The sequence below is a fragment of the Mesorhizobium sp. Ca11 genome (genome assembly GCF_020165275.1).
GTDB lineage: Bacteria > Pseudomonadota > Alphaproteobacteria > Rhizobiales > Rhizobiaceae > Mesorhizobium.
On sequence record NZ_JAIUHU010000002.1, the window covers coordinates 52,689 to 74,748 of the forward strand.

Below are 22,060 nucleotides of genomic sequence, written 5' to 3' on the forward strand. Positions count from 1 at the left end.
TACGTATACAGAACGCAATTGTGAGGCCTCCACGAGCCAGAACCTTAAGCGACATCTGAATGCCCTCCGAAGCTCAGCAAAGAGTCTCGCACGCCACGCCGTCACCATCCCGATCCAGCTTCCGGCCCCACGAGCAGTTGTGCAGATACCATTGGGCTTCGTCGCACGACCCGATCTGCGCGCAGTATTGCCGCCGCTCGCATGAATAGCCGCTCTGCGCGACTAGTTTGCGGCTCACGATGCCGAGCGGCTGGCCCGACGGCGCTGCGCCGTCGGCGTGAGACGCGCGCCAGTCCCAAGGCGCTTCGAATTTGCCGATCCATATACCGACCTTTGCCGCCTCTGCTTTCGCCTGTTGCGCCGCATAGGCGCCGTGGCTGTAGCGGGGCCAATCGACCGCCTGGCCGTGCTCGACCATCCATGCCGCCACGCTAGCCGCCGGCGCGCCGGCAGTCGCCGACGAAACGGTGATAGCGATCCCATTCGACGAACGTGCATTGCACGGGCCGCGAAGCCGCCAAGAAGCTATCCAGCGCTTCGGCCGATCGCCGGCCGCACGGATATTCGAAGCCCTTGGCGTCATCGCAATATTGCCGACTCTCCGGCGCGTCGATGCCGTTGAAGCGGATCCGCTGGCCGTGAACTTCGATCGTGTCGCCGTCGATGACCGATGCGACGCCGGTGATCGGCGCCGGCTTGGTGCTGACAAAGTTCTGCAGATTGACCTCGTGTAAGCTGTCGCTATGCCGCATCGCGGTGAGCGCGACCAAGGCGCCGGCTGCGGCCACGGTGACGAAGACGAGGCGCCGCGGGACGCTCGCCCACGCAAGGTTCGGGAGCGCTTTGCGCCGGTGCGCTTGCGCCACTGCTCAGAGCGATTGTCGTAGCGCGACCTGTCCATTGCTTTAAGCCGACCATCCGGGCCAGGTGCTGTCGACCATCGGCATGCCGGCGCAATTGTAGTCGTAGACGAATTGACCGGTCGCCATGTCCCGGCACCTCCATATCAGGCTATAGTTCGGGCCGTAAAACTGATCCCATGCCACGCCGTAGGCTTGCGGTCGTGGGACGTAATAGCCTCCGCCGCCGTTCTTTGCTGCAGCACCGGCGGCCACGGCCAGTCCTCCGACTGCAATGCCAGTCGCCACGGCATTGTCCGTTTGTATGAGCCGGAGGCACTTCTCGGTCGTTGCACCACGCCGAACCAGAAGCGCCGCAACTCGACTTCGATACTGCTCGTCTCTGCTGCTTGCGAGCGCATGACAAAGCGCGTTGGTGTCCAAAGCAGCTAACTGGCCGTCAGAAATATTCGTGCTCGTCGAGCAGCCGGCCAGGAACAAAGCCGCGCTCGAAATAATTGCTGTCGCCTTCATTGATTATCCCCCGTCCGATACTGGGGGAATTTCGTAGCCCGTGTCTACAATTTTTGTTTCGGAGATCGCATCTTGAACTCATTTAGAGCGCGGGGCGGCAGCCGACCGGTGCCTTGTTGCCAGAGATGAATTTGCCGTTGTCGATATGGGAGTGATAACTGCTCATGGCCGCTCTTCCCGTTGGAAAAGCCCCACCTGGCTCGGCTGTGCTTTGTTTCTTGAGAAGCTTCTGCTCTCTTGACATCTAGCAAGAGCACGATCAGCTTCATCGGGTTTTGAGGGATCATCCACCCAAGGGGGAATTCCCATGAAGAAGACCTACGAGAAGCCTACGCTGGTTCACAAGGGAAGGCTTTCCGCAGTCGTTGCAGGGCCGTCTGTTGTCGTTGTCGTGCCGCCGACCTGACCGAACGCCGCGGACAGTCTGAAATCGCCCGTCGGCTCCGGTCGGCGGGCTTTTTTGTTGGAACAAGCACGTTGGATGCTGGTTCATTTGCCGCGATGCATGCGCCCGATTCGGTGCCTGCTCCCGCTGCGGATTGAGATTGCCGCGCAAACAAAAAGCCCCGGGCAAATCTGCCGGGGCTTTCTGCTAGGTCCGCCGAAAAATTAGAACCTGTAGTTCAGACCGACGCGAACGGTGTGGAAGGGCACTTTGACTTCAGCACCGATGTCGTCGAACGTCGTTTTACCCAGGTCGGTGTAAAGATACTCGGACTTGAGGGACCATTTGTCGGTGAAAGCGTATTCAGCGCCCGCACCAACGGTCCAGCCGACCTTGGTCTTGGAAAAGTCGGCCCCAGGGACAGAGACCTTTTCGTGTCCGTAGGCCAAGCCGCCAGTGCCGTAGACCAGGAAGCGGTCGACGGGCGTATAGCCAATGCGAGCACGCACCGTGCCGAACCAATCAACCTTTGTTTCCAGAGAGGGGCCGCCGAACGATAGCTCGCCCTTAACGTCGGAAGCCTGGATGTCGGCTTCCACGCCGTAGACGAATTGGCCAACCTGCCAGTTGTAACCGGCCTGAATGCCGCCCAGGAAGCCACTCGAGCTGAGATCGAAACCACCAGGGCCGCCGCCGGCAGGATCAAGACTGAACGTGCCGAAACCGCCGCCGGCGTTCACGCCAATATATGCGCCGGTCCAGTCATAGGAAGCAGCAACCGGCGCCTCCTGCAATACGTCAGCCGCATAGGCGGTGCTGGTAGCTAGGACGAGAGCGGTAGCGAGAAGAATCTGTTTCACGGGAATACCCCTTTGTTGCCTTTCGGATGAATGGCCCAAGGTCACCACCCGAGTGAGATAGCGATGTCGCCGAAGCGCATCGATTGTCAACGCCGCCAAGTTCAAAGGCGTGGATATTGTTCGGGAGATGCGTGGAAGCCACACTTTCCAGCACGCTTCGCAAGCGCAGCAGTAAATCCCAAATGCCTTTACCCTGCGGCTGCAGGTTGCCTTGGACAGGCGTTCCGAGAGCCGTGTGTTTTACGCTGGCGGCTCAGCCGCTCCACACTTAGGCAATCTCCCCAACGAGAGGCGCCGGCCACCCTTAGCCCGTCGCTAGGTGTGGGGCACACCGGCGGCGGGCTATCGGCGAACATTAGCAGTCGCTTGACGAACCCGCAGGCCGCGCCAGAGTCATGGCATGGCTAAGGAGAACATCAAGGTAGGCGATACGGTTGCGATCACCGCAACGATCCGCAAACGCGTCACGGAGGATAGGGTCGCCGTACTGATCCCTTCCTACCACCAGCCGCATTCGATCGTGGACACCTCGCCGAACATCAGCAGTGGCCAGAGGATCGAGCTAACTGGCGAAGTCCTGCGGGTCGATGATGACACTGTAACGGTCGGCGGCAAGGATCTCGGGATTACGGTCAAGCGCAGTGCTGTGCGGCTGGTTACGAGCCATGTGGCACCGAAGCGCAAGACATCGGAACAAAAAGCCCGCCGCTAATTGACCAAAGCGGCGGGCTGTAGCTAGGGGACTACAACAGCGAGCGGCCCCGAGTGGCTGAAGCCGGGGGTCGTTGGCCGGGTGCAGTGTCCTCGCTTCGGGATTTTCGCGAAGAGAATTGATCGCCGATCGCATCAGCGGATGATCGCAGAAGCTCCATTCTACCTGTAGCTGGTCAAATCCGGCGCGAGATGCTGCTAAAATCCTGTATGGCAGTCCGAATAGCGGTTGTCCTGGCGCTTCTCTTCGCCTTCGCCTACGGATTCGCAAAACTCGTGGAACGTTACGGCGGCGTGGGCGATAGGCCCTACCCGTGTGAATCGTCAAACCCTGCTTGCTCAAACCCGAACGCGCCGCCGCCTGCAAAGGAGCTTGGTGGCAAGGTGCCAATCGAGCAAATCACCTCGCAGCCGAAGAAGCGCTAGGGGAAATGGCCGGGCGCTCGCTAGCCGATCGCGCCTATGTAGATCGGAACTGCCATTTCCATCAAAGTTGCCTGCCGGCCCGGATCATCGCCCGAGCAATGGCAAGCTCTGCCTCGACCTTGGCGTTTTCCTTCTGGGTCATATTGTCGGCCGCAATCAGCCGACGCAGCAAGCGCAGCACTTCGCCGCGCACCCATCCTGCTTCAATCATGCAGTCCACAATTGCCTCAAAGCCGGGCTCCATTGCTTCCTGGCAGTCAACCTCTCGGTCGGGGTAGTCGCCTTCGGGCCTCGGTCCGCTGATCATCCGTTGCCGTCCACCGTGCTCTCTTCGTCCAATTGTCGCGGCACCGGCAGATAAGCGTTGGCGACGAGCCATTCGCCGACGATCATTTCCACCAGATCCGGCTTGGCAGTGCCCATCTCGGCCGCCAGGCTGCTCAGCGCGTCGTCGGTGCGGGGATCAAGGCTGACCCCACCGGCGTTTCTGATCAGCAGCGCGGCCCGACGCAACAGCACCTGCAAATCGGCCCGAGAAGCGTCTGCGATATGGTCGGCGGTGCTTTCCAGTTCGTGCACGAATTGATGACGGGACATCGGTCAAGTTCCTACAGGAAGTGCTCGCCTTCAGCCCTATGCTCAAAGCAGAACCAGTGCGGCGCCTGCTTCGGCTTGGCAAAACCCCAACCGGCATCCTTGCTGCAGCCACTCGTGCTCGCAAACGTAGTGCTGGACGCCAGCCGGCGTAGCGTATTCGGGGCATGGAAGTCTAATTTCGTCGCTCATAGCGGATTGATGGGTCCCGCAAGGCCGGAATGATCGTTGGGCTGCTTGTTAATCGCTGCTGAATTCACCTCGCGTCCGACGCGGTTGAATTGAAGCTGCCCGTCAATGTCGTGGGACAGCACATCCTTAAGGTCGCTTGCCGGCGTCTCCGCATTCAGCCAGGCGTCATAGTAGGCTGGATCGAGGATCAACGGCTGTCTGTCATGAAGCTGGCGCATCGGCTCGCCGGCGGGCTCGGTGATGATCGTGCAGCTCGTGATGTCCAGCGTCCTGTTGTAAGCTCACAGCCGCGCGAAGGAGAACGGAGCATGGCCGGGCATGAAGATGTGCCATGGATCCTTGCCTCCGTCTGCCGGGCTTTTGGTCCATTCGTAGAAGCCGTCGGCGGGGATCAGGCAGCGCTTCGACTTGAAGGCGTCGCGGAACGCCGGCGTGGTGTCGATGCTTTCGATACGGGCGTTGAAGGTGGCGGCCTTCGGCATTTCCTTCGCCCAGAACGGCACTAGCCACCAGCGGCCCGAGCGAACCTTATGGTTGCCGTCATCTGCGGCGGTGATGAAAGGCACCTCATCAGTCGGCGCGATGTTGCAGCGCGGCGCATCGTTGCGCCCGACATCGGCCGGCGCCGTCAGCCGATAGAGGCGATGGATTTCCGACCAAGGCAGATATCGGGTGTAGCGCCCACACATGTCTATCACTCCATGTCGGGCACATCACCGCTCACAAACAAAGTGTTTGGCGGGCCGTAGTCCCCAAGCGCCGGATCGGCATCCCGGCTCCAAGCGATGACACCAACGTGTTTGTCAGCCAGTGCTTTGGCGGTTCGGATCGCCCGCTCTTCGCTTTGCTGATCGGCTGGGCCGTACCTAGGAAACAGCTCGCCGTCGTCGCCGCGGTCGAATGCGACCACGACAATCAACTTCGGCTTTTTCTGCTCTGGCAGGACCTGCGTGGACATTCAATTGGCCTTTCTCAATTGAGCGGCGCTGATCCCGCTTCAAGAGCGTCGATCGCGTCGAGCACTGCCTGGCGCTTTGGCTCGATAGGCTCATTTGGGTGGAACCCTGCGAGCGACAGAGACGTATAGGCAACCGTTACGGCGCTGACGAGTTGCTGCGCTTCCGAACTATCCGGAACCTCAGCAGTGGCGGCGAGAGCAAGCAAGAAGATCCTATCGTCATGATATTCGTGCTTGCCGTCTTCGGCCTGGATGATGGCGCGCATCCGGCGGAGTGCAGTGGTGCGGTCGGCGAGCTGCGCATCCGGATTATGAAGCAACTGCAGACCACTGACCTGCATGCGCTTCTCGTCGGGCCACCCTTCGCAACACGCCTTGATTGCGGCATTGCTGGCCGCCCACCAAATCTCAGCGGCGGCATACTCGTCTTCCGATGGCTCTTGGTCAGGCGGGAAACCCATTTCATCCCAGCCTTCGACTGCGAATGAGCCTTCCGCCGCTTCCTCGGCCGTCAAGCCAGATTGCTCGATCACGGCCCGTGCTGCGGCGAGACCGCGCTGTTTTTCTTCAGGGGTGGCTCCCCTGGCGTCCATCATAATATCCATGACCGGCCTCCGTGGCTGTCAGGGTATCAGTGAACAAAATGAGAACACTGGAGTCAAGAGTCTCCTGACCAGGCAGGAATATGTTCCTAATTATATACTTGACGTACCAGACGCAATTTGCGATAACAACCCCAAGGAGTTACCGCAATGTTCGATCTGACCGCCGAGATTTACCACGACGCAGACAAGGCCCGCGAACACTTGGAAGCCATCCATTGGCCGCATGGTCCGTTCTGCCCTCATTGCGGCAACGCCAATCCCGAGCGCATCACCAAGCTTGCCGGCAAGTCCACTCGTCCCGGCGTCTACAAGTGCAACGAATGCCGCCAGCCCTTTTCCGTGACGGTCGGCACCGTTTTCGAGCGCTCCAAAATCCCGCTCAATAAGTGGGTTCTGGCTTCGCATCTCTATGCCTCGTCCAAGAAAGGCATGTCTGCGCACCAGCTCCACCGTATGCTTGGCGTCACCTATAAGACTGCCTGGTTCATGGCGCACCGCATTCGCGAAGCCATGAAGGAAGACGTGAAGTCTTCCGGGCCACTCGGCGGCGAAGGCAAGATTGTTGAAGCCGACGAAACCTATTTCGGGCCGAAGGACACGGTCAAGAAGCGCACCATTCGCGGCAAACCGTCTAATTCGTCCAAGCGTTCCATCGTCGCTCTAGTCGAGCGCGGCGGCAAAGCCCGTATGTTCCATATCGAGCGCGCCACAACTGCATCTGTCCGTGACGTACTGGTCCGCAACGCCGACCGCAAATCGACGCTTATGACCGACGAGTCCAACTTCTACCCGATCACCGGACAGGAGTTCGCCGACCACGCCACGGTCAAGCATACTGGCGGCGAATACGTTCGCTACGAAGCCGACCGCGTAGTCCACACCAACACGATTGAGAACGTGTTCTCGGTCTTCAAGCGCGGCATGGTCGGCGTCTACCAACATTGCGGGGAGGCCCATCTTCACCGCTACCTTGCCGAGTTTGATTTCCGTTATAATCGCCGCACTGCTTTGAAAGTCTCGGATGCAGAGCGCACCGCCGATCTTCTCCGCATGGCCCGCGACAAGCGTCTTACCTATCGGCGGATTGGCGAAGCCAGTCACGCTTAAGCAGAAGGCGCGGAAATTGCTCCGACTCCGCGCGAAGCGAAACCGTCAGTCTTGAGCACCCGGATGGTTGTACAGCCTCGCTGTTCCAAACAGCGATACTGCAACTACCAAACCCATGCACACGGCGTAGACGAGAAGCCAAAATCCTATGGCGTCTGAAACGAAACAGACGCCAGCTGGAATAACGAGCGCGTAAACTAATCCTAGTGTCTGAAACAGAATGAAATGAACAAATTTTGAGGCGAGATCGATATAGTAGGAATCCTCCCGCCCATCTTCAGCAAGGATTGAAAACATTTTGGTGGTTGGAAAGGCGAGAACTATCGCCATTGCGCCAAGAGAGAAACCTAAGAGAGCTGGGAGACTCGCAATAGCACTGGGCGACCAAGACGCTAGGCGACCAGTCAGAGCTGCTATGACTACAGACAAGACCGCGAAATGAGAGACCGGAGAGCGCCATAGCGCGCGCCATCGTCCGTAAATCTGCCAATAATGGCAGAAGTCGCGGGCAAATGCCCCGAACTCAGACCAGGCCAGATATCGTTGAAATAAGCCGCGCAAAGAAATTGTCGCCTTTCGCCATGTTAATCTCAATCTTTCTGGGCTGATCCCGAGTCGAAAGCTCGGCCTTAGAACCATCGGCATATCTGCCTTCGCCCTTCACCAGGCCATTGTCCGCCCCGACATCGGCAATTTCGCGGAATTCCGGATCTAGGGTGATCCGTGCAGCGTCAGCTGCCTTGCGAAGTCTAATTTCTAACTTTTGAGCGTGCAGCGCTTCAAGCTTGGCATTCACTCTGGCGACGGCCTCAGGGGATGCCGCATCCGGGTTCGGCCTGCCGACCCGGATCATCAAGGTGTTGAGATGTGGAAGAGCTAAAATGCGCTCTATCGCATCATGGGTTGGTACTAGAGTTACCTCAATCTCGGGCCAATCAGGCCCCATTAGTTCACGGTTGAGAATCCCCGAGAAAATTCGCAATACGACGGTAGCGCCTACAGTTTGATCCAAGTCGTTTCGAGCTTCGAAATACAATTGGTGTTTTTGTTCATCGAAGACGTAATCAAAGGCCCGAAAGTTAGGCCGCGCATTAGGAGGAATTGAGATTTTCTCCCGCAATTCGGGATCGATTTCACTTCCTTTGTCTAGGTCTAGCCATGGTCCATCTAGATCAATTTCGGTCCAAATAAGAATTTGGCCTTGTAGAATGCGCTTATATCGATCGTTCCGCTTCGGTAGAGTTATTTTGGCGTAGTCACTTCCTCTCGCTCGGACGATTATGCGTGAGGCTCGCTCCAGCGCTCTGGAATATATGTCTCCGTCATGCGGATTTGCAGCTATATTAAGAATGTAGACTGGTACAATTCGATCTGTCATGTCCCCCTCCGCGTGACGAGAGAGGGTACGGTACTGATGTGGCGTTGCAAGTACTATTTTGCTATTGGTTTTTTTGCCTTCCGAGGGCGCTTGGTCTTTTCATTCGACTCGTGTTCAGAGCTTGCCTTCTGATGCGGCTTCGGCGGCGTTTTCAAGAGGCGGCGCAACACCTCGTCGCCCTTTTCCTGGTCCGTGGTTTTATCGGAGCCTATCATCATGAGTGATGCACCCTTTTTGCCCGCGCGCGACGTTAAAGTAGAACGTGCTGTCGGTCGCTTCATTATCGCATGGGGCGCGTTAGAGCGGGAGATCGACAGTGCAATCCACGACCTTTTATTCACCACACTGCGAACTGGCATGATCGTCACGGCCAATCTCGCCATGCGTGCCAAATTGGATTTGGTGCATGCCCTTTTTGAAATGCTGCGAAGCGAGGAAGGTGCCGTCTGGCGTGCAATTTCAAAAGACTGGGAAGTTCGCTTTGACAAACTCGTCAACATGACGGCCAAGGCCAATGCCGAAGCCCGTATTCCAATAGTGCACAGTCAGCCTATGGCAATTAAGCTGGATAGCGGCGATCTACCAATCTGGATGCGAATGGCAGCAAGAAAAGGTGGATTGCGCGGCTCGGGGGTAACCTACACTAAGTCCTCTTTGGACAAGCAAACACAGACAGTTGTCGAGCTTATCCATGAGTGGGCGGCGGCTCGATCCCATTGGGAATCTGCAATTGAGGCGATCCGCAGCGCTGACGCAGATGGTTGGCTAGGTCGCGGACCAGACAGTCAAGATCACCTGACCCTCCAGCTTCAATCCAATCACGGTTCTCAGAAAGCCACTCCGAAACCAAAGCGACAGAAGACGCCAAAACGTCAGGCGTAAGTCCTACCGCATCGGAAATTTTAGTGCCGGCCTGTCGCGACTCAGTAGACATTTTCAATCTTGGTACGTCAAGTATGTAGTTAGGAATAAATACCTCTTCGGTCGGTGACCGCGCACCACATTCTATTGTCGGTAGGTAGGCCGCTAGCACCTTCAGAGCGGGCAAGCGTTGGCCTCCCTTCGACATTGAAGACGATTCCGGCGTCCTCCAACGCCTTGCGCATTGTCTCGATGTTGTAGCGATGCGTTTCCTAAAACGGTCAAAATCGCTGATCGTCACTTCGCTAAGATTGACCCTTGCGGCGAGTCGGACTCGGGACCAGTTCAAAAACCGACCCGAAGTTGAGCGTAGCCAAAAAGGATTGGGTGTCGTGAAGACCTTCCGCCCTTTAGCCTTGAACGCTTCGCCAACGGCCAGTTCAGGGCACATGGCTTTCTCAAGTAGCAACGTCGAGCGCGTCGAAGGGGATAGACATCGAGTATTTCATTTGGCTCGATCCCATAACGGATGTCCGCCTCAATGAGGATCTCGTCCGGGAATGCTTGTCCAAAGCATCATTCATTAAGACGCCACCCCCTGTCGAACCGCCGCCGATAGAACATTGCATCGGCCATGGATCCAGCCGCAAACCCAAGATAAAAGTGATCGAAAGCCTTACGACGGCGACGTTTATTTTTTCCACACTCGTCTTCCAACAAGATGCGGTGTCTCTGATAGCAGAATGCCGAGCCCCGCTCTGCTTGGCGGCAGGCATCATTTTGACCGTTGAAACTAAAGTCCCCTTGCTCTTAATCGTTGCCACATAGTGCGATCCAATCCGCATCAGGCTCGTCTTATCCACTCCAAAAGAGACTTCTCACGTGAGGCGACATCATCCAGATGGATGTCGAAGAACCACCCTGTTGCGCGTACGATGACGAACCATAGGAGGGCGATAGCGTGCTGCGAACGGGTGCCTGTCCAATCTGCCGCACCAATTCCGGTCCGGTGGTGGTGCGCGAACGGGAGTACAGCGGACGACAGTGCGCGTGCGGTGTCATTTATATCGATCCGCTGCCAGCATGCTTCGTGGACGCAACAATCGATCATCACCACCGCGTCTATTACTCGGCCCCTGCACGTGCGCGCGTCGGCTGGGTGAAGAGATTTACCAAAGGTGGCCGGCTTCTTGAGATCGGTTGCGGTGATGGCGAGTTCACGGCGGCAGCAATGCGAGCTGGATTTACGGTCGAGGCGGTAGAGCCGTCGGACGAGCGCGCCACGGGGGTCGAACGCAGCCTTGGCATCACGGTCGAGCGCGCTCTGATTGAAGACAGCCGTTTGCCCGAAGGGCGCTATGACACCACCTTCCATGTGGATTTGCTTAGCCACTTCCCCGATCCGGTCGCTGCACTAAGGGCGATAGCGGCGAAGGTTGGACCTGAAGGCACGGTCTGCTTCGAAGTCGGGTTGTTTTCAAATCTGTCGCCCTTCTGGCAGCGGCTGGTCGGGCGGCCGAACATGCCGACGCATATGTGGTTCTTCGATGCGCCTGCAATCGAGCGCTTGCTCGACGAGGCCGGGCTAAAGCTCATAGCGATGCGACGCTATCCGGTCGGGCTTTCGACTGCACTTAGTACGGTTCTAGGCAGCCGGCGCGTCGCCGTGGATTCGGATAGCCCCGCCCCTCTTGCGCGCGGCTGGGCGGCTGCGCCTTACTACCGACTGCACATGTTTCTACGCTATGGGATAGGCCGCTGGCTCCCGATGGGTGGCCCACAAACGGCGTTCGTCGCCGCACGGCATAAGACCGTCAGTGCGTGATGTACAAGGAACGACGCATCGTCATCGTCGTCACGGCTCTGCCGCGCTGGATTTCTGATTTCAACCATGTCAGCACCGCGCTGGTCGAGGCCGGTCATGCCGTGGAAGTGTGGTCGCCGGACGACAACGGGCTTGCCACTGCCGGCTGGGATTCCAGGGCGACGATCGATGCCGCACGGAATGCCCTGGCGCGGGGCATCGTGACGCGGACGATGCCGTTCTCGCGCAATCGCGGGCGGCCAAGTCTCCTGCGGCTGGCGCGCGCGAGCTTGATGGCGGCGCGCGCGGCGCTGTTCAGCCCGGGCAGTGTTTTCATCCTTTGGTCGGCGCTGTCGATCCTGCTGGCCGGGCCATGGGTCCGGCTCAGCAATCGGCATGCAATCTACCTGGTCACCGGATTGGGCGCGTGCTTTTCGGCGGCGCAGCGCGACAGCCTGACGACGCGGTTGATCTGTATTGTATACCGCTTCGTCTTCGCCGACCGGCGGGCGATCGTCATTGTCCACAATCACGAGGACAAAGCCGAGCTGATCAGGCGCACCGGCGTCAAACCGGACCGCGTGATCGTTACCGGCGGCTGCGGCGTCATGCCTGACGACTTCCCTTACAAGCAAGTGCGCGCGGTCGGCGCGCGGCCGACGATACTCGTTCCCGGGCGGCTTTTGCGTGACAAGGGCGTGCTGGACGCCGCCGCCGCGTCGGGCATCCTGTCTGAACGGGGCGTGCCGCACCGCATGGTCTTTACCTCGAACCCGATGAGCGGACGCGCAGACGCGCTGACAGAAGCGGAACTGGCGCAGGCGCGATCCTATCCCGACGTGGCGTTCATCGGGTTCCAGCCGAGCATCACCGCCCTCTATGCCGGAGCGGACATCGCCTGCATCCCATCTTGGTATCGCGAGGGGTTGCAGACCGCCTTGCTTGAGTCGGCGTCCTCGGGATGCCCGATCGTTGCGTGCGACAACGTCGGGGTTAATGATTTCCTACGACCCGAAATTGAAGGCCTGGTGGTACCGCCGCGCGCGCCAGTACTGCTGGCCGATGCGCTGGAGCGCATGATCCGCGAACCTGGCCTAGCCGAGCGGCTGCGGACCGCCGCCTATAGCCGGTTCCTGTCCGGCTTCACCCGACAGCATATGGTGGAGACGACGTTGGCAGCGATGCGTCGTACCGGCATCGAGATCCCGTCATGAGCGGCGCATGGACTGGCCTGATCATGGCCGGTGGGCAGGGTGAGCGCATGGCCCTTTCCGGCGTAGTCGGGCGCAAGCCGTTGGTCGAGGTCGGCGGGGTCAGTCTGCTTGAGCGCAACATCTGGATGATGGCGCGTGGCGGGTGCCGACACATCTTCGTCGCGTTGACCCGTGCCGATGCAGTACGTGAAGCGGATAGGATCGTCGATTTCGCCGCACGCGCCGCCGGCATCGGTGTGGCTGTCGCGCCCTTGATTGAGGAGGCGCCGCTGGGCAATTTCGGTGCAGCAACAATGCTGTCGGGCGACGCCGCCGACGTGCTGGTGGTGTATGCGGACAATCTCACCACGCTCGATCTGGCGGCGCTGGCTACCGCGCACCGGGCATCTGGCGCAGCCATGACGCTGGCGGCGCATGAGGAGCAGTTCCGCATGCCCTATGGTGCGCTCGAGATGGACGCGGACGATCCCAATTTGCTCACCGCCTATCGCGAAAAGCCGGTATATCCAATCCTGGTTGGCAGCGGGCTGGCGGTTGTGACTGCTGCTGCGTTGAGGAGCCTGCCGCAGGGTAAGCCACTTGGCTTGGTGGATGCTGCTAATTGGTTGGTGAATGATGGTGAGGCGGTGCGGCTTTATCGTCACCAGGCCTCATGGATCGACGTCAATGACGCGGCCAAGCTAGCTGCCGCCGAAGCCCTGCTCCAGCGGGATGCTGCTTTCGAAGCGTGGTGGCCGGGGGAGATCGTGCGCGAGATCCGGGTAGCGGGCGGCAATGGAGGCTATGTCTGCGACGCGATGACAGAAGCTGGCGTGCTGCGGGTCCATGTCGGCCCGGCGGGTACGTTCAGCGGCGACGAGTTGCCGGACCCGGTGCGCCGTCGCCTTGTCGCAAGGAGGCGGGGCGCGTGATCGGCATTACTGGTGCGAACGGCTTTATCGGCCGGGCGGTGCTGCGCCGGATCGGCGCAGATGCCTGCGTGGCACATGTCGGCCCGATCGACGGCGAAGCGGGGGGGATCGACATTTGCGACCAGCCGGCGCTGGAGAGCTTGTTCACGGGGATTGACACCATCGTTCATCTTGCTGGGCCTAGTGCCGTTGCAGCCTCTTTCGACGCACCGGCGGCATTCGCGCGTGCGCATGTACTCGGCACTGCAACGGTGCTGGCCGCCGCAGAGCGGATCGGCGTGCGGCGCTTCGTCTATGTGTCGTCGGCAGAGGTATACGGTCGTCCGGACAGCGCCCACGTGCCGGAGAGCGCGCCGCTCCGCCCACTGTCGCCTTATGGCGCTGCAAAGGCGGCGGCAGAGCAACTCGTCTCGGGTACCGTCCGGCGAGGGGCGTTGGACTCGGCAACCATTGTTAGGCCCTTCTCGATCTACGGCCCGGGGATGCGCACCAACGGGCTGGTTGGCCGGCTGGCTGCACAGGCGCGCCTGCGACAACCGATGCGCGTCTTCTCGGGGGATACGACGCGCGATTACCTGCATGTCGACGATCTGGCGCGGGGATTGCTGATGGCTGCCGCGCGCAACGAACCGGGCTCTCTGACGCTCAACATGGCCTCCGGCACCGGGATCGATGTCGCCGCGCTCGCGACCCTCTTTGCGAGGATCGGCGGCGGGCCGGACGCGCTGATTGTCGAGGGGCAGGGCGACCGATCGCGCGCCCTCGACATCGCGCATCTCGTCGCAGACGTGTCGCTGGCGCACGAGACGCTCGGCTGGAGGGCGGAGGTCGCCCTAGCCGATGGTGTGCGTGATTGCCTGAGGGAGATGGCGTGACCCAAACGATCCTGGTCACCGGCGCGCAAGGGTTCATTGGCCGCTATCTGGTGCGCGCTTTGTGTGATCGCGGCGATTGCCAGGTGGTTGGCGTTGGGCGGTCGCCAGGTAATGAGACACACTTTACACACACCATCTATCCCGGCGGTGACGAGTGCGCCGCACCGCTGCCAAAATGCCTTGTGCCCGACGGGCCGAATTATGCCTATGTTGAGACCGACCTGTCGGATGCAGCGGCGACAGCGCGGCTGATTGTGGAAAGGGCGCCGGACATTGTCTTCCATCTTGCTGGATCACTGCGCGACGAACCATTCGATCGGCTTGTGACCAACAACATCTTAGCCACGCGCCACCTCTGTGATGCGCTTGCGGGGCGCGGCGCAGTGCTCGTGCTAGTATCCTCCGGCTCAATCTACGGCGAACTCGGCGGCGGGGGCCTGCCGCTGGTCGAAACTGGTGCTACGGAGCCGATCGACCTATACGCCGCGACCAAGCGTACAAGCGAGGATATCGTGCGGATAGCAACTCGAGCGCGAATGATCGACGGCCGCGTTGCGCGAGTCTTCAACGTCGTCGGTCCTGGCCAGGAGGAGCGTCATGTTGCCGGCCGCATTGCCAGCCAAATCACCGAGCTGATGGCGGGGCGCCGTAATGGCATGGCCCTCGGTCCGCTGACCGCCTGGCGCGACTTAATTGACGTGCGTGATGTGGCCGATGCGCTGGTTGCGATCGGCTTCACCGCCTCTGGTGATGTTCTTTACAACGTGGCGTCGGGGCACGAGACGCAGATCGCGGCCGTCTACGATCTGCTCATCGCTGCGGCGAGGATCGGCAATCCGGCGCTGACGCAATTGCCGGGGCGGGCAGTGGACATGGCGCGGCAGGTGGTCGACGTCGGCCGGCTGCGCGCGCTCGGCTGGGAGCCCCGTGTCGAACTTCGGCAGAGCCTCGGGGACGTGATGCACTATTATCTGGACCTGGTGACCAAAGCGTGACGGTACGTATGCTTCGGGCCTACTGCGACTGCAGCACTGCGTTGTGTGCCTTGAACGCCGCGCGAAGGCTTAGTGTAGTGCTTCGGGGATGCGCCTACCGTCTTGTTCGCAGCGAGCGCCATCAGGCCATCCAATGCCCTACAACATGGATCTGCTGATGAATATCTTCAGCCGGGCGAGGTCTCGTCGGATGCGAACTCCAGCATCGTCGCTATAGTCGCCCTCGAGCGTGAATGATGTAGGCCTCGCCTGGCGCGAGAACGCAGCAAACGTAAGCTCTAGCTCGGCAACACCGTCGCCCAGCGGCACATCGCCGTGAACCGAAGCATCTTTGAGGTGGACGTCCAGCGAGACGACGTCAGCAAGTCGCGCCCAAATAGGGGCTGCGGCGTGCCCATAAATGGCGGGATTGCCCGTGTCAAACTGTATGCATATGCCCGGCTGACCAACTGCTTGAAAGATCTGGAGTGTTCTTTCGAAGTTAAGCGCGCTTTCATAGGCCAAAGTAATCCCTGCGGCTCGCGCAGGGCCAAGTGCGAAACGCAGCACTTCCGCTGTTCTTGCCATGTCCTCAGGCGTGCGTATGAGGCTCTGGCGAAAGCCCGGAATGATAATCCTGGGCACCCGCAGGCAGTCTGCCACTCCAATCGCATGCAAGATACTTCGCCGGACTTCCAGCGCTTCCTTGCTGCCCTTCCGCGCAGTCAGGCCAAGATCGTTGAGCCGATTCACAGCAAGGGCGGTGATTGGAAGCGCGAAACGGCGCGACGCTGTGGCGAAGTTCTCCAACACCGGGACATCGGTGAGATCGGGACCGCGGTTCGGGCCACCCAAGTCGACATGAACATAATCGAGACCGGCAGCGGCGGCAGTTGCGAAGCCGGCCAGACCCCGATCCCCCACCTTCCACAGCGCAACTCCGATTTGTGGTCGATAGATACTGTGTGAGACAGCCATACGCACGTTACTCGTCAACGGAGTTCGTTGAAGTTCGCCACCTCCGAAAGTCGATCCCAAGCTTGGTCCAAGACCTAACCGGCGGAGTGCCCACAGCGTCGTGCAATGTGCGGACAGCTTCCTCCGGGTCTGTCACAATCGTAAGAAGCGGCCGATAGGCGCCGGGGCGGGCGCAGAGATCGAGCATCGCCCGGGTCAGCATCGCGTTGGATGAACCGCGGTGCCCCGCGATCCGCACCCGCTTGTGACCGATAGTGGTTTGGCATTGCTCGACAAACGGCCGACCTGCACGTCCGCCGGTATGTCGCGCGCGGACTTCGTTGAGGTTGACCCCGGGCAGGCGCGGATCCCGACCCTCAGAGGGGAGACCGCCAAAGAGATAGAGGATGCCACCGTCGCGTAAGGCGCTGAGGCCGATAGTAAGAGCAGTGGCTGCATCCTGCCGCGAGGAACAAAGGATCACGGTGTCGAATGCTCTGTGCTCGATCTGTGCCGTCTCTTTCGTCCCTGTGACTGAGACATCCCGAACCGACTCGCAGGCAATTCCAAGCGTAAGACGAAGCAGTTGGCCGATCGTGCCCCGTCCGACCACCAATACACTGATCGGTTCCGCAAACTGCTTGAGAATGCTTCCACAAGTTAGGACGGATGCGAGTGGCTCAGCGAGAATGGCGAGATCGGCAGGTAGTTCTGCGGGCGACGAAACGGCCAAGCTCCGCAACCGGGCAGGCACGAGGAAGCGCTGCTGCATCATCCCGTCGAGCGTATGGCCGAGTTCAGCGGCGCCCCAGTCTGGCGTCGGGTTCACGGCAATCGTGGTGCCTAGCCAGCGCTCGTCCGCTTTCGCAGCCACTTCGTCGACAATCGCGACCCCCTCATGGCCAAGAATCCGAGCTGGATCGTCTCGGATGCCGCGCAGAATCTGGAGGTCGGTCCCGCAGACGCCGGCTACGAGGGTTCGGCATACAATGTCCCCCGGTTGTACTACGGGTGCCCGGACCTGTGTGAGTTTCGGAGCGCCTATGCCCGGCGGCCGCACCAGAGCGATGTGTGATTTCGATAGCGCCAAGTTAATCCGATCACCGGAAAACATGAATGTTTCGCCCTTCAGCCGCCATCTCGGCAAGATGGCCGGCACCGATTAGTCCAGACAGGTTCCCGGGCGAGACGATTCGGAGCCGGCGCGAAAAATAGGACGAATCGCATTCAGTGATCTGGTACAATCCATGGTTGCGGAATTGCCGATCAAGGCTAGCCGAATAGGCTGGTTCGAGTGCATCCACGACACCCCCAGTGAGAACAATTGAACCGAGCAGCGGATCGTGTGTTAGGACGGCTGAGAAAATAGTTGCGAGCGGCCGCGTGATCGTAGCGAGGACGTCTAAGGCGAGGGCGTCAGCGCTCGCAACACCACGCGAGAACGCCGCGAGCATGGTGTCATCGTCCTCGTCCCGTGCCGCGGCCATCGTCGAGACCGCAAGCGCCTCCGGGGAAAGAGATGACAGCTCGCGCAGAAGTTTCAACACACCTCGTCCGGACGAATAGGCATTCAGATGGTCGCATCCCCCGCAGTCGCAGGTAGACTTAAGACGTGTGCCGCGGAAGAAAGCCTCAACTTTGAGATGGCCTATTTCGCCCTGTATTCCGTGTACGGGATCGACGGGCACGCCGCCTCGCGCGAAATCGTAAAGCCTCGATCCGATTCCGGTGCTCACCGTAACGAACAGGATACGGGAATCCCTCCCAGGATCGCAGGTCTGTATGTGGGATACCAGTCCAGCGGTGACGTCATTCGCGACCGTCCAGCGGATGTCCAATCGACGGCTTGTCAACGCGGCCTGCAGTTCGAAGGATCCCGACCTGGGGCCCCATAGAGGGCCAGATTTCAGTACACAGCCACTGCAGGCGTTCACAGGTGCTCCAAGTGAGATGCCGACATGCTTTATGGGGTTTTCGCTCTCCAACTGCAGGCGCTCAGTCTCGGTCACCAGATAGTCGGCCAACGCTTCTTGGAGTTCGACGGGGCTGTGGTGGGCCGTGTTAAGGTAATTGATCGCAGGTCGTCGCGTTACTGAGCCCAACTGTCCATTTGACCACAGCGCTGAGCGAAAATGCGTGCCGCCGATATCAAAGACGGCAATCTCCTTGTCGTTCACTGCTGGCCTCCCGCGGTTGACGCGTTGCGGGCAGTGTCGCGCCACATTCGGAAAATTCGCGCGGCGGCAGTCCGAACTTTGTCGGAAGGCGTGATCCGATCGGCTTCGATTGCCGCGCCGATCGTGTCTGGCGTTGGATCGGCGAGCGCCGCCAGGGACAATCGTTCATGATGCTCGAACGCCGCGAGCCAGTCGCGGAATGGCCCGTTCGCTGGCGCCGATTCGATAATATCGATGCGATCGCCAAGAACGTGGGCTCGCCGCTCCTCAACGAGAAGTCCATCCACCGCCACATTTATGGTGGCATCGTAGCTCTGCGCTCCGACGCGAGCGGCGACGAGCGGCACGACCGCTTGCGCATACCAAGGCATGTCACGCTTTGCGATTTGCGCCGGGCATTGTGTAGGATCCGCAACAAGTTCCCTGGCAATTGCATCTCTGAGAGATATTAATGCTGCCGCCCGACCCTTTTCGTGCACAGACGCGCCGTCGAAAAAGGCGAAGTATTTCGTTGAAACTGCGCCAAGGCGAAGGATATCGTCCCGGTACTTCCGCGTCGCCGGATTTGGGGCCAACTGGAGGACGCGCTGCAGGAGATCATCTCCGTCGCCGGTCCTGGCCATGGGGATAAACCCTCTGTGATTGAGGCCCTGGTAATTCCAGTGAAGTTCGGCTGGCTCAATGCGCAGCGCCCTCGCGAAAGCCTGGAGCGTGGCAAGGGGAAGCTCGCAGATGCCGACCACTGCCAAGCCGTGGCGGAGCATCATGGCAGTTGTCAGGCTCAGCGGGTTTATCATGTTCACGACAAAGGCACCGGGACAGATTGCTTTCATGCGGATCGCGAGATCGTCTACCGGCAGCATTTGACGGAAGGCAGAGAGCAGACCGCAGGGCCCCAACGTTTCGTCAGCCTGGCATCCCAACTCGCAAGCGAAGAGTTCGTCACCGACCCTTGCCTCGAGCCCACCGAAGCGCGTCTGGACAATCACGATGTCGGCATCGGTCAAGGCCGCATCGAAGTCCGTTGTGGATACGACCGAGGTTCCGAATGCTCCCAGCCGGTGCCGGGCATAGTGTGCAACCGCATTGAGGTTTTGGACGTTGCGCCCTTGGAGCACTAGCACCCACTCGCCCAGCCGGGGGGTTAATGCCTTGTTTGCCTCAATCGCATCGACAAGGGCCACCGTAAAGGGCGAACTACCGCCGAGGACCGAGACCCGTGTCATCAGAATATCCAGAACGAGCCGTAGGTGATTTCCTCGTCTGACATGTGCAGCCGATCGGCGAATGGACCGCCGTCGCCATGAACTGAAATCCGATCCGGACCTTGCCTTGGGAAAGGCCCGACGCTCATTGTAGGCCAATCCTGGCCAGATTCTCCTCAGCAGGAAGTTCCGCCGCGTAGTGAGCGGAACTGCTGTTCGAAATACCTTCCTGCCAGCTCCGAGCGCGCAAATATGTCAAAACCTCTGATATCAATCCTGGCGGGCACTGATCTTCCCGCTTGAGGAAGCGATACCGGCCAAGGTCGGTTGGCACCACCATATTAATATTTCCACCTCTATGCTTGGCGGCGGCCCGAAACGACCTTGAGACCAAGTCCTCGTTTAGATCCTCGTGCCAGATCGGCAAGCCAACTGCCACCAGCAGATCGACTATGCGCAGGGCCGTTTCCTCTCTGAGCCAACCGAGGTACCATCCCAGGATGCTGGAGAAAGCGAGGTCGATCGCGACAGCAAAGCCGTGGTGAAGTTCGTAATGGGTCGAAGCTTCAAGCGGGTGGGCGATCGTGTGACCCAGGTCTACCGCCCTCTCGTAGGATGTGACCTCGAAGGGATTCTTCGAAAGCTCTCGCAGCATGGCAGCGATGGCCCGCCGGATGGGTTCGTGAGCCAACGAGTCGCCTTTGAGGACCCAGGACTGCAGCCCGCCTCCTCGAGCCTCTTCGATCATGCGGAAGAGATCTGTGTCGGAGGTACAGGCGATCTTGACCATCTCGGCCAACCCCTGCCTGACCGTATCGACGCCCAGGGTCTTGAGCAATGACGGGATCACCGCGACAGCCTCCGGTGGGTGGAAACAACCAAGGTAGTTCTTGCCCTCTCCGAAATTGACGCCGCCCTTTAGTCCGATTCCGGCATCGACCTGCCCAATCAAGGTGGTTGGGATACGAAGGTGAGACAAACTCCGGCGTAGCATCGACGCCGCCAGGGTAACGATGTCTGAGCAGACGCCGCCGCCGATCGCCACCAACGTCCCCTGGCGATCAATCCCGGCGTCAGACGCTGCGCGACAAACGGTCAGTACCGATTTCATGGTCTTCGTCCGCTCGGTGCAGTTCAACACCAGCCAGGACGGCTTCAAACCGACGCATGCGAAGGCTGCACGGATTTCGTCGCCATAGAGCCCCTCGACAGTAGGGGTGGTGACCGCCAACACAGTCCGATTGCGGGCATGGGCCTCGATCCAATCGCAGAAATCCGGCGAGTGAAGACCCTCAAAAAAAGCGACATTGAAGGTGTGGTCGCGGGAAGACCGGAGGGAAAGCTGCTCTGCGGTGGGTGTCCACATGATCGAACTCAAGGGCTATGCGGAATGTCTCAACAGCATATTTGATGGCAACCAGCAATATTCGTTCCGTGTAATTCGAATTATACTTTGCATGAATATATTCGGCCTCATCTGTTCGACGGATGCGCCAATTTGTGGAAGGTGCCACCGGCAACTGGCGAGCGGAAATGCAGTTGTTCAAATCGAGGCAATGAGCGAAATCACTTAGCTTGTTACGAGGTACTCAAGAACTTTGCTTGAGGATCGCTGCACCCTTACCAATCTGAAGCGAGGCGACGCGGATCGATTTCTATGGGCAGCCCAACAATGCACTGCGGGTCTTTGCGCCTCCTCCGGTGACGTCGCGCTCGCATTGAAGCTGGTTGCAGGCGATCCCGGCCTCAGGTGAGGCCATGCCGAACGAGATGGCGAACGACCGGCGGAAACATCTCCTGGCCGATATATGATCCCATGTTGGTGTTCTCGAAGAGTGCTTCGGCAAGGGCGTTATCCTCGACCGCCGGAATACCGGCCTGGCGCGCCTGAGCTGTTATCTCGTTGGCAACGCGCCCCTGACCCTTGGCGACAACCGTCGGGACCGGCGTTTCGCCCCTGATGTAACGCAACGCCACGGCCCGGTCGCCGGATACGAAGATGATAACCGCGTTTTTCACGCCCAGCTTCGCCGGCCGTATCACCGCTTCGCGCCGCTGCCGCTGCTGCTCATGGCGGATCAAGGGGTCGCCTTCGAGATCCTTGTGTTCGCGCTTGTACTCGGTTGTAGTCATGCGCATGTCGCGAAGAAACAGCCAGCGTTGAATAGGGACATCGATCACGCCGATGACGACGAAAGCCAGGCCGGCAGCGATTCCCAGCGGCGTCAGCCCCAGGCATGACGGACCGCAACCCGGCGCATCGAATACGGCTGCAGCCATATGATCAGCGCGAAGACGAAGAGGCGTATTACGACTGACGGGCAAGATACCCGCTTTTCTCCCAGATCTTCAATGTGGATATCGACGCCCGCGGTTGCAGCGCCCTTCCTGTGATCGTCTGGCATTTCTCTTCCCCTCAAGCCCAGTGTGCGGCGGACGATGCCGGCCGCGGCCGCCGAACCGAAAGAACGCCAACGGCAGCGCGGGTTCCCG

The 22,060-nt window shown here is 59.7% G+C and carries 24 protein-coding genes and 1 pseudogene; 9 read left to right on the top strand and 16 right to left on the bottom strand.

From position 1 onward, the window contains the following. Nucleotides 1–73: 73 nt before the first annotated feature. The 3 genes from LB538_RS03945 to LB538_RS03955 are packed head-to-tail and all read right to left on the bottom strand — an operon-like array spanning nucleotide 74 to nucleotide 1,373. Complete coding sequence (locus LB538_RS03945) at nucleotides 74–418, bottom strand: excalibur calcium-binding domain-containing protein (protein ID WP_224527603.1); 345 nt, start codon at nucleotides 416–418, stop codon at nucleotides 74–76. Nucleotides 419–431: 13 nt separating this feature from the next. Beyond that, nucleotides 432–866, bottom strand: coding sequence for a thermonuclease family protein (locus LB538_RS03950; RefSeq protein WP_224527605.1), 435 nt, complete (start codon nucleotides 864–866; stop codon nucleotides 432–434). A gap of 39 nt (nucleotides 867–905) precedes the next feature. After that, the gene (locus tag LB538_RS03955) at nucleotides 906–1,373 is read right to left on the bottom strand and encodes a hypothetical protein (protein ID WP_224527607.1); all 468 of its coding nucleotides are present in this window, start codon (nucleotides 1,371–1,373) and stop codon (nucleotides 906–908) included. Between the two features lie 307 nt (nucleotides 1,374–1,680). On the opposite strand from LB538_RS03955, the gene LB538_RS03960 reads away from it, so the two are divergent. Continuing rightward, entirely contained in the window at nucleotides 1,681–1,779 is a 99-nt protein-coding gene (locus tag LB538_RS03960) for a putative RiPP precursor (RefSeq protein ID WP_224527609.1), read from the top strand. Nucleotides 1,780–1,982: 203 nt separating this feature from the next. On the opposite strand, the gene LB538_RS03965 is transcribed toward LB538_RS03960, so the two are convergent. Continuing rightward, the gene (locus tag LB538_RS03965; protein ID WP_224527611.1) at nucleotides 1,983–2,618 is read right to left on the bottom strand and encodes an outer membrane protein; all 636 of its coding nucleotides are present in this window, start codon (nucleotides 2,616–2,618) and stop codon (nucleotides 1,983–1,985) included. A gap of 400 nt (nucleotides 2,619–3,018) precedes the next feature. On the opposite strand from LB538_RS03965, the gene LB538_RS03970 reads away from it, so the two are divergent. After that, nucleotides 3,019–3,330, top strand: coding sequence for a hypothetical protein (locus tag LB538_RS03970; protein ID WP_224527613.1), 312 nt, complete (start codon nucleotides 3,019–3,021; stop codon nucleotides 3,328–3,330). Between the two features lie 486 nt (nucleotides 3,331–3,816). Here the strand turns inward: LB538_RS03970 and LB538_RS03975 are convergent, their stop codons facing one another. The 5 genes and pseudogenes from LB538_RS03975 to LB538_RS03995 all read right to left on the bottom strand — a co-directional run bounded on the left by LB538_RS03975 (nucleotide 3,817) and on the right by LB538_RS03995 (nucleotide 6,104). After that, complete coding sequence (locus LB538_RS03975) at nucleotides 3,817–4,062, bottom strand: hypothetical protein (protein ID WP_224527615.1); 246 nt, start codon at nucleotides 4,060–4,062, stop codon at nucleotides 3,817–3,819. Further along, nucleotides 4,059–4,352 carry a hypothetical protein gene (locus tag LB538_RS03980; RefSeq protein WP_224527618.1) on the bottom strand — a complete coding sequence of 98 codons (294 nt, stop codon included), beginning with the start codon at nucleotides 4,350–4,352 and terminating at the stop codon, nucleotides 4,059–4,061. Before LB538_RS03980 ends, LB538_RS03975 begins: the two co-directional genes overlap by 4 nt. A gap of 185 nt (nucleotides 4,353–4,537) precedes the next feature. Further along, nucleotides 4,538–5,230, bottom strand: a pseudogene (locus tag LB538_RS03985) (SOS response-associated peptidase). Between the two features lie 5 nt (nucleotides 5,231–5,235). Further along, nucleotides 5,236–5,499 carry a hypothetical protein gene (locus LB538_RS03990; protein WP_224527622.1) on the bottom strand — a complete coding sequence of 88 codons (264 nt, stop codon included), beginning with the start codon at nucleotides 5,497–5,499 and terminating at the stop codon, nucleotides 5,236–5,238. 14 nt (nucleotides 5,500–5,513) lie between these two features. Continuing rightward, on the bottom strand, nucleotides 5,514–6,104 hold the full coding sequence (locus tag LB538_RS03995) for a hypothetical protein (protein ID WP_224527626.1): 591 nt from the start codon (nucleotides 6,102–6,104) through the stop codon (nucleotides 5,514–5,516). A gap of 147 nt (nucleotides 6,105–6,251) precedes the next feature. On the opposite strand from LB538_RS03995, the gene LB538_RS04000 reads away from it, so the two are divergent. Next, nucleotides 6,252–7,211 carry an IS1595 family transposase gene (locus tag LB538_RS04000; RefSeq protein ID WP_224527628.1) on the top strand — a complete coding sequence of 320 codons (960 nt, stop codon included), beginning with the start codon at nucleotides 6,252–6,254 and terminating at the stop codon, nucleotides 7,209–7,211. 523 nt (nucleotides 7,212–7,734) lie between these two features. Here the strand turns inward: LB538_RS04000 and LB538_RS04005 are convergent. Continuing rightward, nucleotides 7,735–8,589 carry a DUF4747 family protein gene (locus LB538_RS04005; RefSeq protein ID WP_224527629.1) on the bottom strand — a complete coding sequence of 285 codons (855 nt, stop codon included), beginning with the start codon at nucleotides 8,587–8,589 and terminating at the stop codon, nucleotides 7,735–7,737. Nucleotides 8,590–8,805: 216 nt separating this feature from the next. Here LB538_RS04005 and LB538_RS04010 point away from each other — a divergent pair, with 216 nt between their 5' ends. The 6 genes from LB538_RS04010 (at nucleotide 8,806) to LB538_RS04035 (ending at nucleotide 15,249) form a co-directional block, all read left to right on the top strand. Further along, the gene (locus LB538_RS04010) at nucleotides 8,806–9,471 is read left to right on the top strand and encodes a hypothetical protein (RefSeq protein WP_224527631.1); all 666 of its coding nucleotides are present in this window, start codon (nucleotides 8,806–8,808) and stop codon (nucleotides 9,469–9,471) included. Nucleotides 9,472–10,411: 940 nt separating this feature from the next. Further along, nucleotides 10,412–11,275, top strand: coding sequence for a class I SAM-dependent methyltransferase (locus LB538_RS04015; RefSeq protein ID WP_224527633.1), 864 nt, complete (start codon nucleotides 10,412–10,414; stop codon nucleotides 11,273–11,275). Then, nucleotides 11,275–12,468, top strand: coding sequence for a glycosyltransferase (locus tag LB538_RS04020; protein ID WP_224527901.1), 1,194 nt, complete (start codon nucleotides 11,275–11,277; stop codon nucleotides 12,466–12,468). Before LB538_RS04015 ends, LB538_RS04020 begins: the two co-directional genes overlap by 1 nt. Beyond that, nucleotides 12,465–13,379, top strand: coding sequence for a sugar phosphate nucleotidyltransferase (locus LB538_RS04025; RefSeq protein WP_224527635.1), 915 nt, complete (start codon nucleotides 12,465–12,467; stop codon nucleotides 13,377–13,379). The genes LB538_RS04020 and LB538_RS04025 overlap by 4 nt, the downstream gene beginning before the upstream one ends. Next, nucleotides 13,376–14,254 (top strand): NAD-dependent epimerase/dehydratase family protein, encoded by an 879-nt coding sequence (locus LB538_RS04030; protein ID WP_224527637.1) that lies wholly within the window; start codon nucleotides 13,376–13,378, stop codon nucleotides 14,252–14,254. Before LB538_RS04025 ends, LB538_RS04030 begins: the two co-directional genes overlap by 4 nt. Further along, nucleotides 14,251–15,249 (top strand): NAD-dependent epimerase/dehydratase family protein, encoded by a 999-nt coding sequence (locus LB538_RS04035; RefSeq protein WP_224527639.1) that lies wholly within the window; start codon nucleotides 14,251–14,253, stop codon nucleotides 15,247–15,249. Before LB538_RS04030 ends, LB538_RS04035 begins: the two co-directional genes overlap by 4 nt. A gap of 138 nt (nucleotides 15,250–15,387) precedes the next feature. Here LB538_RS04035 and LB538_RS04040 read toward each other — a convergent pair whose 3' ends face one another. From LB538_RS04040 to LB538_RS04065, 6 genes are all read right to left on the bottom strand, one after another. Continuing rightward, nucleotides 15,388–16,206 (bottom strand): sugar phosphate isomerase/epimerase family protein, encoded by an 819-nt coding sequence (locus tag LB538_RS04040; RefSeq protein ID WP_224527641.1) that lies wholly within the window; start codon nucleotides 16,204–16,206, stop codon nucleotides 15,388–15,390. 7 nt (nucleotides 16,207–16,213) lie between these two features. After that, on the bottom strand, nucleotides 16,214–17,299 hold the full coding sequence (locus tag LB538_RS04045) for an alcohol dehydrogenase catalytic domain-containing protein (protein ID WP_224527643.1): 1,086 nt from the start codon (nucleotides 17,297–17,299) through the stop codon (nucleotides 16,214–16,216). Then, a complete protein-coding gene (locus LB538_RS04050) occupies nucleotides 17,286–18,362 on the bottom strand; it encodes an ROK family protein (protein WP_224527646.1) in 1,077 nt (358 codons plus the stop codon). Before LB538_RS04050 ends, LB538_RS04045 begins: the two co-directional genes overlap by 14 nt. Continuing rightward, complete coding sequence (locus tag LB538_RS04055) at nucleotides 18,359–19,588, bottom strand: 6-phospho-beta-glucosidase (protein ID WP_224527649.1); 1,230 nt, start codon at nucleotides 19,586–19,588, stop codon at nucleotides 18,359–18,361. Before LB538_RS04055 ends, LB538_RS04050 begins: the two co-directional genes overlap by 4 nt. 124 nt (nucleotides 19,589–19,712) lie before the next feature. Further along, on the bottom strand, nucleotides 19,713–20,933 hold the full coding sequence (locus LB538_RS04060) for a sedoheptulose 7-phosphate cyclase (RefSeq protein WP_224527651.1): 1,221 nt from the start codon (nucleotides 20,931–20,933) through the stop codon (nucleotides 19,713–19,715). A gap of 380 nt (nucleotides 20,934–21,313) precedes the next feature. Next, the gene (locus tag LB538_RS04065) at nucleotides 21,314–21,892 is read right to left on the bottom strand and encodes an EscU/YscU/HrcU family type III secretion system export apparatus switch protein (protein ID WP_224527654.1); all 579 of its coding nucleotides are present in this window, start codon (nucleotides 21,890–21,892) and stop codon (nucleotides 21,314–21,316) included. Between the last annotated feature and the right edge of the window lie 168 nt (nucleotides 21,893–22,060).

What these genes read in the sequence shown, in the direction of transcription:
- LB538_RS03945 (WP_224527603.1), bottom strand. Translation starts at nt 418, where the DNA reads ATGGTCGAGCACGGCCAGGCGGTCGATTGGCCCCGCTACAGCCACGGC.
- LB538_RS03955 (WP_224527607.1), bottom strand. Translation starts at nt 1,373, where the DNA reads ATGAAGGCGACAGCAATTATTTCGAGCGCGGCTTTGTTCCTGGCCGGC.
- LB538_RS03960 (WP_224527609.1), top strand. Translation starts at nt 1,681, where the DNA reads ATGAAGAAGACCTACGAGAAGCCTACGCTGGTTCACAAGGGAAGGCTT.
- LB538_RS03970 (WP_224527613.1), top strand. Translation starts at nt 3,019, where the DNA reads ATGGCTAAGGAGAACATCAAGGTAGGCGATACGGTTGCGATCACCGCA.
- LB538_RS03975 (WP_224527615.1), bottom strand. Translation starts at nt 4,062, where the DNA reads ATGATCAGCGGACCGAGGCCCGAAGGCGACTACCCCGACCGAGAGGTT.
- LB538_RS03980 (WP_224527618.1), bottom strand. Translation starts at nt 4,352, where the DNA reads ATGTCCCGTCATCAATTCGTGCACGAACTGGAAAGCACCGCCGACCAT.
- LB538_RS03990 (WP_224527622.1), bottom strand. Translation starts at nt 5,499, where the DNA reads ATGTCCACGCAGGTCCTGCCAGAGCAGAAAAAGCCGAAGTTGATTGTC.
- LB538_RS03995 (WP_224527626.1), bottom strand. Translation starts at nt 6,104, where the DNA reads ATGGATATTATGATGGACGCCAGGGGAGCCACCCCTGAAGAAAAACAG.
- LB538_RS04000 (WP_224527628.1), top strand. Translation starts at nt 6,252, where the DNA reads ATGTTCGATCTGACCGCCGAGATTTACCACGACGCAGACAAGGCCCGC.
- LB538_RS04005 (WP_224527629.1), bottom strand. Translation starts at nt 8,589, where the DNA reads ATGACAGATCGAATTGTACCAGTCTACATTCTTAATATAGCTGCAAAT.
- LB538_RS04010 (WP_224527631.1), top strand. Translation starts at nt 8,806, where the DNA reads ATGAGTGATGCACCCTTTTTGCCCGCGCGCGACGTTAAAGTAGAACGT.
- LB538_RS04020 (WP_224527901.1), top strand. Translation starts at nt 11,275, where the DNA reads ATGTACAAGGAACGACGCATCGTCATCGTCGTCACGGCTCTGCCGCGC.
- LB538_RS04025 (WP_224527635.1), top strand. Translation starts at nt 12,465, where the DNA reads ATGAGCGGCGCATGGACTGGCCTGATCATGGCCGGTGGGCAGGGTGAG.
- LB538_RS04040 (WP_224527641.1), bottom strand. Translation starts at nt 16,206, where the DNA reads ATGGCTGTCTCACACAGTATCTATCGACCACAAATCGGAGTTGCGCTG.
- LB538_RS04045 (WP_224527643.1), bottom strand. Translation starts at nt 17,299, where the DNA reads ATGTTTTCCGGTGATCGGATTAACTTGGCGCTATCGAAATCACACATC.
- LB538_RS04055 (WP_224527649.1), bottom strand. Translation starts at nt 19,588, where the DNA reads ATGACACGGGTCTCGGTCCTCGGCGGTAGTTCGCCCTTTACGGTGGCC.
- LB538_RS04060 (WP_224527651.1), bottom strand. Translation starts at nt 20,933, where the DNA reads ATGTGGACACCCACCGCAGAGCAGCTTTCCCTCCGGTCTTCCCGCGAC.